Consider the following 16,009-nt stretch of genomic DNA (forward strand, 5'->3'; position numbering starts at 1 on the left):
CGAACCGTGAGGTTTCTGTCACTTGATAGAAATAGCGGAAATCCAAAAGTAACCGGACGCCACGAGATGGATACAGCGCCGTCACCGGCGTGGCCCGCGCGGCTGAAAACCTTTCACTCGATAGTTATTCATCCGCTCGCCGAAAGATCCGCCATGGTTGCCACCGATCTCAGCGCCGAAGGCGCGGACCTCGCCCGCTTCGGGTATCAGCCCGTCCTGCATCGCAAACTCGGCCGCTTCGCCTCGTTCGCGGCCGGTTTCTCCTTCGTCTCCATCCTCACCACGATCTTCCAATTCTTCGGTCTCGGTTACTCTTTCGGCGGCGCGGCGTTCTTCTGGACCTGGCCCCTGGTGTTCGCGGGCCAGCTGCTGGTCGCCCTGAACTTCGCCGAACTCGCAGCGCGCTACCCGATCTCGGGGGCCATCTATCAGTGGGCGCGCCGCCTCGGCGGTGAGCTGGTGGGCTGGTTCGCGGGCTGGATGATGATCATCGCCCAGATCGTGACCGCCGCGGCCGCGGCCATCGCGCTCCAGGTGGTGCTGCCCGCGATCTGGGCAGGCTTCCAACTGATCGGCACCGATACCGCACTCACCTCCCGTGACGGAGCGATGAACGCGGTCCTGCTGGGAAGTCTGCTGCTCGCCTTCACCACCACCATCAATGTGATCGGCATCGATCTCATGTCACGAATCAACTCGATCGGCGTGACCATCGAGATCGTCGGCGTGGCCGCGGTGATCGCACTGTTCTTCACCAACGCCGAACGCGGACCCTCGGTCGTACTGCACGCCGATCAGGCCGCACCGGGACCGTACTGGGCCGCCTTCCTGGTCTCGGGCCTGATGGCCGCCTACGTGATGGTCGGATTCAATTCCGCCGGTGAGCTTTCCGAGGAAACGGTCAATCCCCGGCAGGTAGCTCCGCGCACCATTCTCAGCGCCCTGACGGTGTCGGCGCTGGGCGGCGGGCTCATCCTGCTCGGCGCTCTCATGGCAGCGCCGAGCCTGTCGGACGGCGCGCTCGCGACCGAGGGCCTGGGCTATGTGATCACCGCGAAGCTGGGCACACTGCCCGGCAAGATCGTGCTGGCCTGTGTGGCGTGCGCGATCACCGTGTGCACCTTGGCGATTCAAACCGCCGGATCACGTCTCATGTTCTCCATGGCCCGGGACGGCAAGCTGCCCTTCGCCCAGCGCCTGGCGACCGTGCATCCGCGCTACGGGACCCCGGTGCTGCCCGCCGTGGTTATCGGGATGCTCGGGATCGGGCTGCTGGTGCTCAACCTGGGCAACGCCGCCATCTTCGCGACGCTGGCCAGCGTCTGCATCGTCACCATCTACCTGGCCTACGCCATGGTGACCACACCGCTGCTGGTGCGCAGGATCAAGGGCAGCACCGGATTCCGGACCACCGACGAGGACGGCACCCCGCTGTTCAGCCTGGGCCGCTGGGGGCTGCCGATCAATATCGCCGCGGTGCTGTGGGGTCTGGCCATGGCCGTGAACCTGGCCTGGCCGCGTCCGGAGATCTACACCCCGGCCGGTGGCGCCTGGTGGATGCTCTGGGCCGCACCGCTTTTCGTGCTCGCCACCGTGATCGTGGGTATCGCGGTGTACCGCGTGGTGACCACCCGCTCGGCGACCGGCACCGATCCGTTGCCGCAGCCTGCCTGAGGTACACACCGAATTCCGCTCTCGTACAAGGAGTATCTATGACCCGCACTGCGGATACCTCGAGCGCACGCGCGCACGCGCGCTCCCAGGCGGCCGCCGCCACCCTGAACGCACCCGTACTGCCCGACGACGTGGATCAAGCGAAAGTGACCTTCGCCCAGCGAATTCCGCCGGGCGGCTACGCGAACGTCGTGTTCGGCCGGGGTACCCGGGTGCGGTTCTCGGATCCGCTGGGCGCGGCGTGCGCCCACCTGTTCCTGCTGCGTGCCGAATCACCCTGGGAGCGGCTGAATGTCGCCGACACGGTGAAGGTGCCGTGGCAGGCCTACCTGGGGCACGGCCACCCGTTGCTGTCGGATCAGGGGCGGGTGCTCGCCACCGTCGTCGGCGACTCCTCCGGTCGGCACGACACACTGTGCGGGCCGACTTCCCCGGCCCGGGACGGGCTGCGGCTGGCCGGAGTGAAACAGGGCCTGACACCGCGTGACCTCGGCCCGTCGGTGTCACTGTTCCGGGGTGTGCGGGTCGAGGCCGACGGCACTCTCACCCCGACCGGGTCCGCGGGCGCGGGCGCCGCCGTCGACCTGCTGATCCACCTGCCGGTCACCCTGCTGGTCGCCAACGCCGCACACCCCCTGGATCTTTCGCCCACCACCGACCTCGACCTGGTGGCCTGGTCCGCGCCGGCGGAGCTGACCACCACGCACAACACCGATCCGGAATACCTGCGCGCCCTGGAGAACACCGAGCGCGACCGGAACGCACGCACCCTGGAGACCCTCGCATGATCGCCACATCCCGCACCGTCGTACTGGACCAGACCGTCCCCGCTCGCAGCCCGTGGTCGGCCGTCGTGCGCGCCGGAGAGCAGTGGGAGATCATCGATCTGCACGGCAATCAGGCGGTGGACTGCCTGCTCTACTCGGCGGCCGATCACAGCGATCGCTACAGCGCCCAGGCCACGGTCAGCGCGCAGCGCAACATCTTCCTGACCACCGGCAGTGTCCTGCTCACCGATGCCGGTACCGCATTGATGACGGTGCTGGCCGACGAGGTCGGCAACCACGACACCATCGCGGGCGCCTGCTCGCAGGAGTCCAACACGCTGCGCTACGGCCACCACACGCGCCACCAGCACGCCTGTGTGGAGAACTTCCTTGCCGAGGGCCTGAAATGGGGCCTCGGCAAACGGGATCTGGTGTCCAACATCAACTGGTTCATGAATGTCCCGGTGGAGGCGGACGGCACGCTGGGCATCGTGGACGGCCGGTCCGCGCCCGGTAAGACGATCACACTCCGGGCCGAGATCGACACGCTGGTACTGGTATCCAACTGTCCGCAGATCAACAATCCCTGCAATGGTTTCGACCCCACCCCGGTGCGCATGGTGGTGACCCGATGACAGCCGTGCTGCCGGAACCCGTCCGCATTGCTCGAGACACCACGACCATGCGGGTACTGCGGCCGGGAATGCTGACCACTGTGCAGGATTGGCCGGGTCGGGTCGGCTACTGGCATGTGGGCGTACCGCCGTCGGGTCCGATGGACGACCTGTCGTTCCGGTTGGGCAATCGCGCGCTGGGCAATCCCGAGGGCGCCGCCGGACTCGAATGCACGCTCGGCGGACCGGCTCTGGTGTTCGACGCTGCGACCTGGGTGTGCGTGACCGGCGCGCCGACGCCCGTCACGGTGAACGGGCAACCGGTGCGGCAGTGGCGAAGTGTCCCGGTACCCGCGGGCGGCGTGCTGGATGTGGGCGCGGTGCGCGGGCCGGGCATGCGGTGCTACATCCTGATCGCGGGCGGTCTCGACGTACCCGAATATCTGGGCAGCCGAGCCACTTTCACGCTCGGCAAGTTCGGCGGCGCGACCGGCCGGGCGCTCGCCGCCGACGACGAGCTCGCCATCGGCGCGCCGATCGGGAGTGTGCGCGCGGGCGTCACCGGTGACGACCAGCCCGTGCTGACCCGGCGCTGGGAGCTGGCGGTCACCGAGGGGCCGCACGGTGCGCCGGAGTTCTTCACCCGCAAGGACTTCGACACGATCCTCGACACCGACTACGAGGTGCATTTCAACTCCGATCGGACCGGGGTGCGCCTGGTCGGGCCGAAGCCGCGGTGGGCGCGCCCCGACGGCGGCGAGGCCGGGATGCATCCGTCCAACATTCACGACAACGCGTATTCCATCGGGGCCCTGGACTTCACCGGCGACACTCCGATCCTGCTGGGGCCGGACGGCCCGAGCCTGGGCGGATTCGTCTGCCCGGTGACAGTGGTCGCCGCCGAACGCTGGAAGCTGGGCCAGCTCACCCCCGGCGATACCGTGCGTTTCGTCCCGGTGCGCGCCGATCGCGCGGCGTCTCCGCGTGCTCTCGGCGCGCACCGCCGCGCGAACTGGCCGATCGTGCTGTCCGGTGGCGGCGACGGTGACGACGGCGTGCTGGCCCGCCGCGACGGCGCGGACGCCTCGGTCACCTACCGGCGCCAGGGCGATGACGGCGTCCTGATCGAATACGGGGACCTGACACTGGATCTGGAGCTGCGTGCGCGAGTCCACGCCTTGCACCGCGCGCTGCTGGACCGAGGCGAACCGGGCGTCACCGAGCTCACTCCGGGGGTGCGCTCGCTCCAGGTGCGGACCGATCCGGATCGTCTGCCCACCCCGAAACTGCTCGCTCTGCTGGGCGAGGTGGAGAACGACCTCCCGGCCGCCGAGGATCTGGTGGTGCCGAGCCGGACTGTTCGGCTGCCACTGTCGTGGGACGATCCGTCGACCCGGGAGGCGATCACCCGCTATATGCACGGTGTCCGCGCGGATGCGCCCTGGTGTCCGTGGAATATCGAGTTCATCCGGCGCGCGAACGGATTGGCCACGGTGGACGAGGTTTTCGACACCGTCTTCGCCGCCGAATACCTGGTGCTCGGGCTCGGCGACGTCTATCTCGGTGCGCCCGTTGCCACGCCGACCGATCCCCGGCACCGGCTGGTGACCACCAAATACAATCCGGCCCGCACCTGGACGCCGGAGAACGCCGTCGGCATCGGCGGGGCCTACCTGTGTATCTACGGTATGGAGGGACCCGGCGGCTACCAGTTCGTCGGGCGGACCACCCAGGTGTGGAATCACCGCTCGTCGGGTTATGGCGAAGATCCTTGGCTGCTGCGCTATTTCGATCGCATCAGCTGGTATCCGGTGAGTGCGCAAGAGCTCACGGATCTGCGCGCCGACTTCGCGGCCGGACGCGGTGAACTCCAGGCCGAGGACGGCGAGTTCCGGCTCACCGACTATCGCGCTTTTCTCGCCGCGAACGCCGAGTCCATCGCGAGGTTTCGGGCGCACCAGTCCGAAGCCTTTACCGCCGAGCGTAATTCGTGGCGGGACAGCGGCGAGCTCGCCGAAGCGCACTGACCACCGAGATTTCGAGGAGCCGACATTGACCGACTGGATCCACCGCCGCGCCGACACCGCCGTGACGGCCGAGCTGGCCACCGCGACCGGACAGCTCGCGGGAATTCGCTTGGCCGTCAAGGACAATATCGATGTAGCCGGCCTGCCCACGACCGCGGGCTGCCCGGAGTACGCCTACCTGCCCGGCGTGGACGCGGCGGCGGTGGCGGCGCTGCGAGCACACGGCGCGACCGTGGTGGGCAAGACGAACCTGGATCAGTTCGCGACGGGGCTGGTCGGCACCCGCTCACCGTTCGGAACCGTGGAGAACGCCGTCCGGCCGGGATTCGTCGCGGGCGGTTCGAGTTCCGGCTCGGCGGCGGCGGTGGCGCGCGGGGACGCCGATATCGCCATCGGCACGGATACGGCGGGGTCCGGGCGGGTCCCGGCGGCGCTGCACGGCATCGTCGGCATCAAACCGACCGTGGGCGTGGTGTCCACGGCCGGTGTGGTACCTGCCTGCCGCTCCTACGATTGCGTCACCATCTTCGCCGCAGACCTGCGGCTGGCAGGCCGGGCCATGGGTCTCATGGCAGCCGGTGCGCCCGCTCGCCCGTGGCCCGCAGATACCCGGCTGGCCGCGCCGCCGAACCCCGTCGTGGCCGTATTCCGAGCGCTACCCGATCTGGATCCGCAGTGGCGCAGCGCTTTCGACGCGACCGTCGATCGGCTGCGCGACCAGGGCGCACGCATCGTGGAAGTCGATCCGGAGCCGTTCCTCGCGGCCGCCCGGCTGCTGTACGGTGGCGCGCTCGTGGCGGAGCGGTATTCGGCCGTGGGCGAGTTCGTCGACGCGCACCCCGGCGCGGTCGATCCGACGGTGGCCTCGATCATTCGCGCCGCCCGCGGGCTTCCCGCGCACCAATTGGCCACGGACCAGGCGGAATTGGAGCGCCTGCGGGTATCCGCGCTGGGGGCGCTGGCGGGCGCGGACGTCCTGCTGGCGCCGACCGTACCCACGCATCCGACCATCGCCGAGGTGGCGGACGATCCGATCGGGGTGAACTCCCGGCTCGGCACGTACACCAATTTCTGCAACCTCTTCGACCTGTGCGCGGTGGCGGTTCCGGCCGAGGGAACCGGGGAGATACCGCTGGGCGTGACGGTTTTCGCCCGCGCCTTCGAGGACGCGGTCGCCTTCGATGTCGCGACGACCATCTGCGCGACATCGGCCACCCGAGCCCTGCCCGCCGCGCCCCCGGACACGGAACCGGCCTGGCCGTCGGCGATCGCCCCGGCACACGAGCTGATCGTCTTCGGCGCGCATCTGCGCGGTCAACCACTCGAACACCAGCTCACCGGACTGGGTGCGCGCTGGGCGGGCCAGGTGCGCACCACCCCGCGCTATCGCCTCGCGGTCTTGGATACGGCGCCGCCCAAACCCGCCGTCACCCGGGCCGCCGACGGCGAGTCCGGCACCGCGGTCACCGGCGAGCGGTGGCTGCTCTCCCCCGCCGCGCTCGGACGATTCCTGGCCGCCCTGCCCGCCCCCATGCAACTCGGCGCCGTCGAACTCGAGGACGGTTCGTGGCGGACCGGCTTCGGCGCCGCGGGCGCGGCCGCCGAATCCGCGCGGGACATCAGCGAATACGGCGGTTGGCGGGCGGCGCTGGCAGCGGGTGCGGTGGGTTGATCTTCGTGTCAGCGCAGCTGTCAGGGCGACGTCAGGGCGGTGTCAGCCCGGCCCGACACAGTGTGTTCATCGAACAGAGCGGCCCCGAAACCACCGGGGCCACAACCGAAACGAGGAACATCATGATCACCACCGCCACCCTGACCGACCAGGACAAGGCCACCCTGCGCACCGCCGCCTACGGCGCCGTCTCGCTGCTCGCTGCCGCCGGTGCGCCGCACAAGACCGTCTCCCAGGGCACCATCGCGCTCAGTTCCGCGACCGGACTCGTCGGACACGTCCTCTCGGCCAAGTCCCGCGACATCCGCCTGCCCGGCAAGACCGTCGCCGAACTCGCCGACCATGTCCTGCCCGCCCTGACCGCCGCCATGTCCTGCCTGTCCACCGACCCCGGCGAGGCAGCCAACTTCCGCGACACCGTCCTCGTCGCCATCCAGTCCGCCACCCATCCCGCCAAGGGCGTACCGGCCCCGGCCGTCACGGCCATGGCGGCGAAGATCGCCGCCGCCCTCGCGGCCTGAAGACCGGCGGACGTCCTCCGGTTCCGGTGATCAGGTCGATCACCGGAACCGGGCCACCGGGTAGCGGCGGCGCACTTCCAACTCTCCTAGCTCGGAAGGCGGGCGATCACGCGGTGCGCGAGGTCGGTGACCTCCGCTTCGGTCCGTTCGGCCGGGAACTCGGCGGCCGGGCCGCTCCAGCTGATATCGATCGTGACGTTTCGGGTCAGCGTGATGAGCCTGGTTCCCAGGCCGGGATAGCGGCGAGCGCCGGAGCCGACGCCGACGACCAGGTCATCGGCGCTGTTTTCGAGGGCTGCCCGGTCACCGAGACCGGCTACCGGTCGTACAGTGCCGTTCTGCGCCATGAATTCGTGGTCGGATTCGTATCGGCGTCCAGCCGTTTCCGTGCCGCTCGTGGCCGAACCTGTGCCGGCGTGCGCGGTGACGTTCACACGCAGGCGCGGCGGCGGCGCGGGATTGTCGCGATCATAGGAATCGCTTCCCCACGTGCAGGATTGGTCGCTCCCACCGGAATTCGTGTGCCGGGTCGGCAACGATCTCGCCTGCGCGGGAATGTCGGCGGCGAGCGCGGTGCACAGTCCGCTGATGTCGGCGACCAGGGCGGGCGCGGTGGATGTCGGCGCGGCCACCGCCAGCGAGCGGTCCACGTATTTGCCGAGCACGGAACGGAATTGGTCGAAGTCCGGCTCGGTGTACAGCACCGGATCCTCGGCGCTGAGCCAGGTGAGCAGGGGGCACCGGGCACCGGCGCCGACAGCACCCTGCATCTGCTCGGTGCCGAGTTCCTTTCCGGTCGCCGCCTCGTACACGGTGACGTCGTAGCGCCCACGGTGCAGCGGCACGCTCTTGCCGTCGTCGAACGAGCACGAGGTGACGAATTCGCCCTTGCCGGCTCTACCGAGACAGGCGACGATCTGAGTGCGGGCGGGCTCGACCCGCCCCCACTGTAGAGGCCGGTTCGAATCCCAATACGAGGTGGCGACCTCGTTGACCGAGCCGAGATCGGTGGTGACGAACGCGACGATCGGATGCGGGCCCGCACCGGCGTAGGCGGCGGCCCTGGGAAAATAGGACCGCTTCGGTTCGCACGCGCCGCGGAGGTCGCCGTTGTGGGCGAGCTCGCGGGTATCGGCCTGCGGCCCGGCCGGGGTGCCGGTGCCGGGCAGCGAATCACACCCGGTGACCGACATACCGAGGGCCATCAGGGCCGCGAGCCCTATCCACTTGTGCCGCACAGTTTTACCTCTCCTCCGAACGCTCCCCGGGCGACCGGATCCGATCACACCGCGCCGAGAGTAGGCACCCGCTCCCGCGAACTTCTTGCGATCCGCTTAACGGCTCGACCTTGCTCAGGTCCTGCGCGAGATGACCATGATGTACTCACAGGGGGTGTCTGTGCGATTGGCGAAGCCGTGGTCGGCGTCGGCCTGGAAGAATATGGAGTCGCCCGCTTCCAAGGTCTCGCTGATCCCTCCGATCGCGACCGTGAGTGTGCCTTCGAGCACCACGAGCTGCTTCTCCGCACCCGGTGGATAGGCGGGCAACAGTCCGGTGGAGACCTGTGCGGGCAGGTAGTGGACGATCATCTCGCCGCCGCCCGCGCCCGGGGCGGCCGACACCATGTGCCGCTCGAAACCGGTTTCCGGGTCACGGAAAACGGGACGATCGCTCTTGCGCAGGACGACGGCCACGCCGGATGTGGACGCATCCGGCCCGCCGATCAGGTCCGAGAGCGACGCTTCGAGCGCATGCGCGATCCTGGACGCGACGCCGATCGTCGGGCTCTTCTCCCCGCGTTCGACTTTCGACAGCATCGCCCGGCTGACCGACGACCGCGTGGACAACTGCTCCAGCGTCAGGCCCGCTTCCTCACGCCGCTGCCGCACGTTGGCGCCGAACGCGCCGGCCAGGTCGTCATTGTGCGGCGCCTCGGGCCCGTTTCCGTCTTGCTCGACCACCGTGCTCCTCGATCGATGGATAGCTTGTCGCCACAGTCTAGATTTCTCCCAAAGGAGATTATAGTCTTCTATCGAAGACGCGATGTTCGCGCCGAACTGATGGAGGTTTCATGCGTTTCATCTCGAGTGGCCGGCACCATGCCACGTTCGAATTCGGTGATCTGCGGGTGGTCTCGTTGCGAGACGGCTACATCGACATGCCGCCGACTCGGCTCCGCGACGAGAACGGGCGCACGCTACCCGTGATACCACCCGTCGTGCCGATCATCGGCGACAATCTGCGACTGTCCGTCAACGCCTTCTACGTCACCGACGGCACCCGGTCGGTTCTCGTCGACACGGGCGCGTCGAACGTCTGGCACGACCCCACCATGGGATTGATCTACGACGCGCTCGACGAAGCGGGCATCGATCGCGCGCGGATCACCGACGTGGCGATCACCCACCGGCACGAGGACCATGTCAGCGGCCTGGTCGCCCCGGACGGCTCGGAGGCGTTCACCGCTTTGGAGCGCGTGTGGATCGGCGCGGGTGACGTCTCGGTCTTCACGGGACGGCTCGAACCGATTCGCGAACGAGTCGTGCCCGTCTCCGAGCGGGTCGCGATCAACGACTGGGCCACGGCGATCCCGACACCGGGTCACACGCCCGGGCACACCGTCTTCGACATCAGCAGCGGCGGCGGCCATCTTCTCGTCTGGGGCAACACCGTGCACGTTCCCACGCTCCAGTTCGAGCAGCCGAACGTGTCCTGGGAGTTCGATGGTGACCAGTCCCAGGCCCGCGCCGCCCGAGCGGGCCTGCTCGAACAACTCACCCGCCCACACTATTTCGTAGCAGGCGCCCATCTCGACTCACCCGGCATCGCCCGAATCACCGCCGCCGGGAACGGTTTCGCGCTGGAGTATCTCGCGCCGCCGATCGGCTGATCGAGCCGACCGCGGCGCGGGAAGGTACGGAACGCGCCCGACGTCAGCAGGGTTTGGTGATGCGCAGGTCCGGCCAGGGTGGACGGCGCACGAGCGCGGCGGCGGCCAGACCGGCCGCGGTCAGCCCCGTGATCGTTCCGATAGTGACCGCCACCAGGGCGGTACGCGCCTTGATCACGGCGACGCGATCGCGCGCGGGCTTCCAGACCACCTCGCCGCCGTGGACGACGAACACTCCGACCGGCCGCGCCCCGAACTCGTCGAACGCGGCGACCGTAATGATCGTCGCGCCGTCCGCCGTCTCGTACGGCTTCCCGTAGATCACCGAATCATCCACTGCTGGACCGTCATTCGACACCTCTCGAAGCAACGCCCGACCCCTTCCGTACCGGCCCGGGACCTCGACCGGGTCCCGGGAGCGCTCATTGCCACCACCCTATCCGGCAGCCAAGGGGTCGGGGACGATGCGACCGAGCGATTTCTCAGCGATCAGACGCCGCAGTGTTCGTTGAATCGCTCTTCGACGTGGTCTTCGATGCGGCCGCCCCAGTCGATGCACTTGCCTTGCGCCTCGACCTTCGCGTAGGCGTACTCGCCGAAGCGGCGATCGTCGTTGATGACGACCGCGGAGTGGTCCTTGGACTGTCGTACCGCGGCACCCATCGAAATCGGCTCACCCGGCTGGTCCCGCACGGTGACCACGCAGTTCGTCTTGCCGTCGTAGGTGAGGAAGACCGTTCCGCCGCGCAGATCGAGCTTGTCGATCACGGAGAAACCTGAACCGCACTGGCCGGCGTAGTTCGCGGCGGACGCGGTGGCGGGCAGGAAGATCGCCATCCCGGCGGTGATTCCGAGTGCGGCCGTGCATGCGGCGATCGACTTTCCGACGTTGATCAAAGCAGAACCTTTTCCCTCTCGTGTGACATCCAGCGTTCTGCTGGTTACCCGGAGTGGGGAGCGGCCAAACCCGCGCGGCCGGATGATCAGGTCCGTCCGATGTACGCCACTACATCGGCACGACGCTCGGCGAGCGAGCCCAAACCCTTTCTCGCGGTGGACTTCACCTGGTCGGGAGTGGCGTTCTCGGGACCGAGCAGGGCCGTGACGGCGGCGGCGAGCACCCGCTCGGGATCGACCGCTCGCGATCGGGGCGTGCGGTCGGCCGCGGTCGCGAGAAAGCCCGTGGTGAGCGCCTGGAGGGCAAACGCCTGCTCGGCCAGGATCCAGTCGGTGCGGGCCATGCCGTCGGCGCGCCAGAAGGGCAGCACATCGTGCATCATGGCGTCCGGGCCGAGGGTGTCGAACAGGCCGGTCACCTGCGAGTCGGCCGCGAGGACGCCGAGCAGTTCTTCGTCGCGGGCCATCAGCGCCTTCGCGAACGGGTGCGCGGTCGCGAGGCGAAGCAGGAACGGACACAGCCGCGACGGGCGGGCCAGGTCGTAGTCGTTGGTGACCGCCGCGGTGATCTCGTCGGCCATCGCGATGTAATCCCGGCCGACGACACCCATCAGCAAGTCCTCCTTGGACTTCCAATACAGGTAGACCGTGCCCTTACCGACGTGCGCCCTCTTGGCCACCTCGGCGATCGTCACCCCTTTGGCGCCGCCGCGAAGCAGTTCGCCCGCGGCGGCGAGAATCCGCGCGGCCTTGGGCGAACCGTGCTCGGGTAGGTCAGGCAACGGTGGTCCTCTCGTGCGGGCCGGTCGGCGGCAGGTCCCGCACTATCCTGCCGACAATATCGGCATTCTTGAATTCGATGATGTCGGCGCTGTCCATCACCCGGTCCGCGATGCGCCGGCCCAGCGCGGTCCGCGACAACAGCGGCAGCAGGCGGCGGACCAGGATCTGGATTCGATTGTCCATCACGAAGATTCGACGCTGCTCGATTCCCTTGTCCTGATAGTGAGCGAGCAGGGGTCGCAGCACCTGTTCCCATTCGCTCAGCGCGACCTCGACCTCGCCGGGGTGTCGTTCGAGCATGGTGCCGAGCAGGTCCGCGCCCGCGAAACCGGTGGAGACACCCATTCCGGCATAGAGGGTCACACACCACGCGGCGTCGCCGATCAGCACCACCCGCCCGCAGTGCCAGGCGTCCATGCGCACCTGCTCCACCGAATCGAACAGCACCGTCTCGGCGGATTCCAGGGCGGCGACCGCGGCACCGAGGAGATCGCCGAGCGGTTCCGGGCCGAAGGCGGCGCGGACGCGATCAGCGGGCGGCTGGGTGAATTCGGCGTCCACGTCGTCGGTGCGATAGGTCAGCAGAACGGTGGGATCGTGGTCGGCGAACGGGAACACCCACATCGATCGGCCCGCTTCGAACAGGGTCGCGCCCTGCTGCGGCGCGAGTTGCGGAGGCGTGCCGGGGAATTCGAAGGCGGCGATCATGTAGTCGAGGCGCTTCAGGTACCGGGAGTGCGGACCGAACACCAGGGACCGCACGGTCGACCGCAATCCGTCCGCGCCGACGACCAGGTCGAAGCGTTCGGTACGCGAGGTGCCGGCCGCGGTGTCGCGTAGGGTCACCGTCACACCGTCCCCATCCTGCTCGATCGCGGTCGGCACGGTCGAGAACCTCACCTCGACGTCGTCGGGAAGCGCCGAGTACGCGGCCTTTTCGGCGTCGCCGCGCAACATCATCCACGGCTGGCCCGGCAGTTCGCTCATCGGCATGCCGGGGCGGGCGCGCCCGCGGCGATCGAGGTCGAGGGTCGGAGTCGTCGTGGTCCGGTTGTGCATCGCGTCGAGAATTCCCAGCCGTGCGGCGGCGGCACGGCCCGCGCCGAACAGCAGGACGAAGTACCCGCCCGAGCGCCGAGCCGGGGCACGTTCCACGATCACCGGCATCCATCCGGCCCGATGCAGTCGAGCAGCCGTAGCCAGCCCGCTGACGCCCATTCCGACTACAAGAACCCGCTTTTCGAACTCACGCACACTCCGAGGCTAACTGACCGGATTGTTCATTCGGTCAGTCGGTGATGTGAGTCACGCTGTACATCAACGTGTTCCGGGGCCGCTCAGGGCAGCGGACGCAAGCTCAGCAGCGTGCGCGCGGTCGCCACGATGAGGCGGCCGGAGCCGGTCGCGCTGAGCATTACCGAGCCACTGAACGCCGCGCGGTCGCTGTCGATCGCGAGATACGGGATTTCCCAGCGGGTTTCACCGGTGTACAGATCGACTGCCCACAGCCCGCTCGCGTCGGTGAAGATCGCGTGATCGCCGTCGCGGGCCTGCACGTCGCCGTCGCGGTCGGTGGTCATGCGCCACCGCGTCCGCCCGGTGTTCAGGTCCAGGCCCATGGTGGTGTCGGTGGCCCGATCGCGCAGGATCGCGATATCGCCGAGCACAGCGTCCGCGGCGCCGCGGACGGCACCCGGATCGAAGGGCTCGGCGGCGAGCAGGTCGGGGTTGGTCCAGCGCACAGCGCCGTCGCGGCGGTCGTATGCGGTGTCGGCCAGCAGGATCGGGATCGAGTCGTCGGCGGGCTGGTCCAGCGTGAGGTCGTGCACCGCACGGTTGCCGGTGGTGGCGATCATTCGGCCGGCGCGGTCGAACACGTCGGCGCCGTCATCGGTCGCACTGGGGCAATTCGCGCGAATCCGCTCGGTGAGCGCGGGTTCGGTGAGCACGACCCGCGCACAACCGTCGAGTCGTATGGTCCAGGTCGTCGCCCCGGTGCGCAGGTCGAAGCCCGCGACGTCGGCCCCCAGGCTCAGGACACCTTGACCGTGGCCGACATCGAGAGCATCGAAAGGCAGCTCCTCCCAGGCGGTCCCCATCTCGAACCGGCGGGTCCAGTGCCCGTCCGGATCGGCACGGGTGCCCGAATGCACACGCACATCATCGGATTCGACATCGCCCTCGGCGACGAACAGCCTTCCGTCCGTCACCGCCAGTGCGAAGACATACCAGTCGACGGGGGTGCGCGAGATCGCGCCGCTGCCGAGGTCGTATCCGATCAGCTCGCTGGGACCCGGGGTCGCGTTGCTGAAACAGACGAGTTCGCCGTCGAGCGGGGCCGCCGCACACCCACCGAGGCTCGCCGCCGGCGCCCGCCAGCGTGTTTCGCCGGAATCCGCGTCGAGCCCGATCATGACCGCATCGCGCAGCGACATGGAGTCCGCGTCGGCACTGCCCGCGACGGTGACCACGGTGTCCTCGGCGACGAGGAATCCCGGCCCGCCCATATCGAATTCGGTTCCGTAACGCGGCGTGCGAAACTCCGCGCCGGAGGCGTCGACCAGATCGGCGGCGTCGACCTGCCACGCCGATCCCGGTGCGGCATCGTTGGTTCCGGTGATCTTGCGCATCGGCTCGGCGGGGCGGATCAACACCGCGACCGCCCCGGCGACGGTGACCGCCGCGAGGACGGCGGCCAGGACGAGTCCGCGCAATCCGGGTGTCCGGCTCACGAATTCACCTCCAGGCCGGGCGTCAGCGCGATCGTCTCGAGCTGCGCGGCGGTGAGCGGTTCGGCGGGTGCGCTCGCCGCGGAGTCGAGCACGATCTTCGTGCCGGAGGGGCGGGTCACCGCAACCCGCCGGTACACCCGGACCGCCTGGTCGGGCTCATCCATCGCCATACCTTGGGATTCGGTGGCTTGCACTACCGAACCGTCCGGCAGGGTGCGGCCGCTGGATCCAGGATCTGCGGGCAATGTGGCCGGGAGCGCGATTCCGGCGCCGATCGACAGGGTCAGCCGAGAAGTGAGCCCGCCGGCGCTGAGTTCGACGCTCCGGCACAGACCGCCCGGGCCGTATTCGCCCGGCCGCAAACCCGCCAGCGGGCGGTCGAAGGTGTATCCGTCGAGGCGGATCTCGGCGAGCACCGCGTCCAGCCTTTTCGCGACGGACTCCGAGATCGGCTCCGAATCGTCGACGCCGACCGAGCACGCGCCGGTGGACGACAGCGTGCCGGGCGGAATCGGCGCGGCTACCTGCACGCCCGGCGTCAGCACCAGGGCGAGCAGTTCTTCCCGGCTGATCGGAACCGTGCCCGACGGCTTGCCGCCGAGCTCGGACGCGTCGGTGGAGTAGGCGCTGACGGTGCTCCCGTCGGGCCGATAGGCGATGGCATCGCGCGAGAGCGTACGGACACCATCGGTTTCGGACCAGGTGTCCTGCAAATCGACGGTCGTGCCGTCGGCCAGTACCCGCCGCTCGTCGAGCCGTCCGGCCACGCACGGCGGCACCGGCACGGGCCCCTGCCGAACCGCCAGCGACAGCGATCCGGCGAGCTCACCCCGGCGGAGCCCCGCGGCGGCATGGGTGAATCCGCTGAACTCGTCACCCGCGGTGCCCAGGATCGGCTCGAAGACCAGAGACCGATCGATCGGGCCCCAGTCGAGTACCACCCCGTCCGGCAGCGCCGAACGCAACGCATCCGACATCGCGACCGCCTTGCGGGCCGAGAACCACGGGAAGTCCGGGTTGTCGTAGTTCGGGCTGCCCATCACCGAGCCCCACCGCGATTCACCGCTGGGCGGTTCCACCGTCGCGCAGCCGGGGATCCGCGCCGGAAACTCGACCTCGGGTGTGCGGTAGGTGGACGTCGGCTCGGGCGCAGTGGTGGTGACATTTCGCGTGGTCGTCGGAGCGGTGGTGAGGTCGTACTGTGGTTCGTGGAACAACCCGCTGACGATCACGCCGGAGGCGACCACCGACACACACAGCAGCCCCACGGTCCACGCGGTGATCCGCGGCGACGGCCCCGATTCACCCTCGACCTGCTCGTCGGTCATCGAACACGTCCTCCACTTCCTCGATCCACGACGGCAGGGCCGGGCGCTGCCACCAGTGGCTATCCGGAAGACGGCGCGTGCCGTTACGAAGCCGGTGCGGACGA

Annotated in this window: 15 protein-coding genes; 7 read left to right on the forward strand and 8 right to left on the reverse strand. The window is 68.7% G+C overall.

Annotation, left to right across the window (positions count from 1 at the left end):
• Window positions 1-153: 153 nt before the first annotated feature.
• The 6 genes from ACFVMC_RS26735 to ACFVMC_RS26760 all read left to right on the forward strand — a co-directional run bounded on the left by ACFVMC_RS26735 (window position 154) and on the right by ACFVMC_RS26760 (window position 7,275).
• The gene (locus ACFVMC_RS26735) at window positions 154-1,674 is read left to right on the forward strand and encodes an amino acid permease (RefSeq protein ID WP_379214655.1); all 1,521 of its coding nucleotides are present in this window, start codon (window positions 154-156) and stop codon (window positions 1,672-1,674) included.
• Between the two features lie 38 nt (window positions 1,675-1,712).
• A complete protein-coding gene (locus ACFVMC_RS26740; RefSeq protein ID WP_379214656.1) occupies window positions 1,713-2,462 on the forward strand; it encodes a DUF1989 domain-containing protein in 750 nt (249 codons plus the stop codon).
• Window positions 2,459-3,076, forward strand: a complete 618-nt coding sequence (locus ACFVMC_RS26745) for an urea amidolyase associated protein UAAP2 (RefSeq protein ID WP_379214658.1) — start codon at window positions 2,459-2,461, stop codon at window positions 3,074-3,076. Before ACFVMC_RS26740 ends, ACFVMC_RS26745 begins: the two co-directional genes overlap by 4 nt.
• Window positions 3,073-5,082, forward strand: a complete 2,010-nt coding sequence (locus tag ACFVMC_RS26750) for a 5-oxoprolinase/urea amidolyase family protein (RefSeq protein WP_379214660.1) — start codon at window positions 3,073-3,075, stop codon at window positions 5,080-5,082. Before ACFVMC_RS26745 ends, ACFVMC_RS26750 begins: the two co-directional genes overlap by 4 nt.
• A gap of 25 nt (window positions 5,083-5,107) precedes the next feature.
• Complete coding sequence (gene atzF, locus ACFVMC_RS26755) at window positions 5,108-6,754, forward strand: allophanate hydrolase (RefSeq protein WP_379214662.1); 1,647 nt, start codon at window positions 5,108-5,110, stop codon at window positions 6,752-6,754.
• Between the two features lie 122 nt (window positions 6,755-6,876).
• Window positions 6,877-7,275, forward strand: a complete 399-nt coding sequence (locus ACFVMC_RS26760) for a hypothetical protein (RefSeq protein WP_379214664.1) — start codon at window positions 6,877-6,879, stop codon at window positions 7,273-7,275.
• Between the two features lie 86 nt (window positions 7,276-7,361).
• On the opposite strand, the gene ACFVMC_RS26765 is transcribed toward ACFVMC_RS26760, so the two are convergent.
• Both ACFVMC_RS26765 and ACFVMC_RS26770 read right to left on the reverse strand, forming a co-directional pair.
• Entirely contained in the window at window positions 7,362-8,513 is a 1,152-nt protein-coding gene (locus ACFVMC_RS26765; RefSeq protein ID WP_379214665.1) for a hypothetical protein, read from the reverse strand.
• 114 nt (window positions 8,514-8,627) lie between these two features.
• The gene (locus tag ACFVMC_RS26770) at window positions 8,628-9,236 is read right to left on the reverse strand and encodes a helix-turn-helix domain-containing protein (RefSeq protein ID WP_379214667.1); all 609 of its coding nucleotides are present in this window, start codon (window positions 9,234-9,236) and stop codon (window positions 8,628-8,630) included.
• A 110-nt stretch (window positions 9,237-9,346) separates the two neighbouring features.
• Between ACFVMC_RS26770 and ACFVMC_RS26775 the strand changes: the two genes are divergently transcribed.
• On the forward strand, window positions 9,347-10,165 hold the full coding sequence (locus ACFVMC_RS26775) for an MBL fold metallo-hydrolase (RefSeq protein WP_379214669.1): 819 nt from the start codon (window positions 9,347-9,349) through the stop codon (window positions 10,163-10,165).
• A 43-nt stretch (window positions 10,166-10,208) separates the two neighbouring features.
• Here the strand turns inward: ACFVMC_RS26775 and ACFVMC_RS26780 are convergent, their stop codons facing one another.
• The 6 genes from ACFVMC_RS26780 to ACFVMC_RS26805 form a co-directional block, all read right to left on the reverse strand.
• Entirely contained in the window at window positions 10,209-10,502 is a 294-nt protein-coding gene (locus ACFVMC_RS26780) for a hypothetical protein (protein WP_379214671.1), read from the reverse strand.
• Window positions 10,503-10,654: 152 nt separating this feature from the next.
• Window positions 10,655-11,062, reverse strand: coding sequence for a hypothetical protein (locus ACFVMC_RS26785; RefSeq protein ID WP_379214673.1), 408 nt, complete (start codon window positions 11,060-11,062; stop codon window positions 10,655-10,657).
• A gap of 86 nt (window positions 11,063-11,148) precedes the next feature.
• Window positions 11,149-11,844, reverse strand: a complete 696-nt coding sequence (locus ACFVMC_RS26790; RefSeq protein ID WP_379214675.1) for a TetR/AcrR family transcriptional regulator — start codon at window positions 11,842-11,844, stop codon at window positions 11,149-11,151.
• Window positions 11,837-13,099 carry an FAD-dependent monooxygenase gene (locus ACFVMC_RS26795; RefSeq protein WP_379214677.1) on the reverse strand — a complete coding sequence of 421 codons (1,263 nt, stop codon included), beginning with the start codon at window positions 13,097-13,099 and terminating at the stop codon, window positions 11,837-11,839. Before ACFVMC_RS26795 ends, ACFVMC_RS26790 begins: the two co-directional genes overlap by 8 nt.
• Window positions 13,100-13,182: 83 nt before the next feature.
• Window positions 13,183-14,577 carry a PQQ-binding-like beta-propeller repeat protein gene (locus tag ACFVMC_RS26800; protein WP_379214679.1) on the reverse strand — a complete coding sequence of 465 codons (1,395 nt, stop codon included), beginning with the start codon at window positions 14,575-14,577 and terminating at the stop codon, window positions 13,183-13,185.
• Window positions 14,574-15,905, reverse strand: coding sequence for a hypothetical protein (locus tag ACFVMC_RS26805; RefSeq protein WP_379214681.1), 1,332 nt, complete (start codon window positions 15,903-15,905; stop codon window positions 14,574-14,576). The genes ACFVMC_RS26800 and ACFVMC_RS26805 overlap by 4 nt, the downstream gene beginning before the upstream one ends.
• Window positions 15,906-16,009: the final 104 nt, after the last annotated feature.

Origin of the sequence: Nocardia sp. NPDC127579, assembly GCF_042672005.1 — a bacterium.
Taxonomy (GTDB): domain Bacteria; phylum Actinomycetota; class Actinomycetes; order Mycobacteriales; family Mycobacteriaceae; genus Nocardia.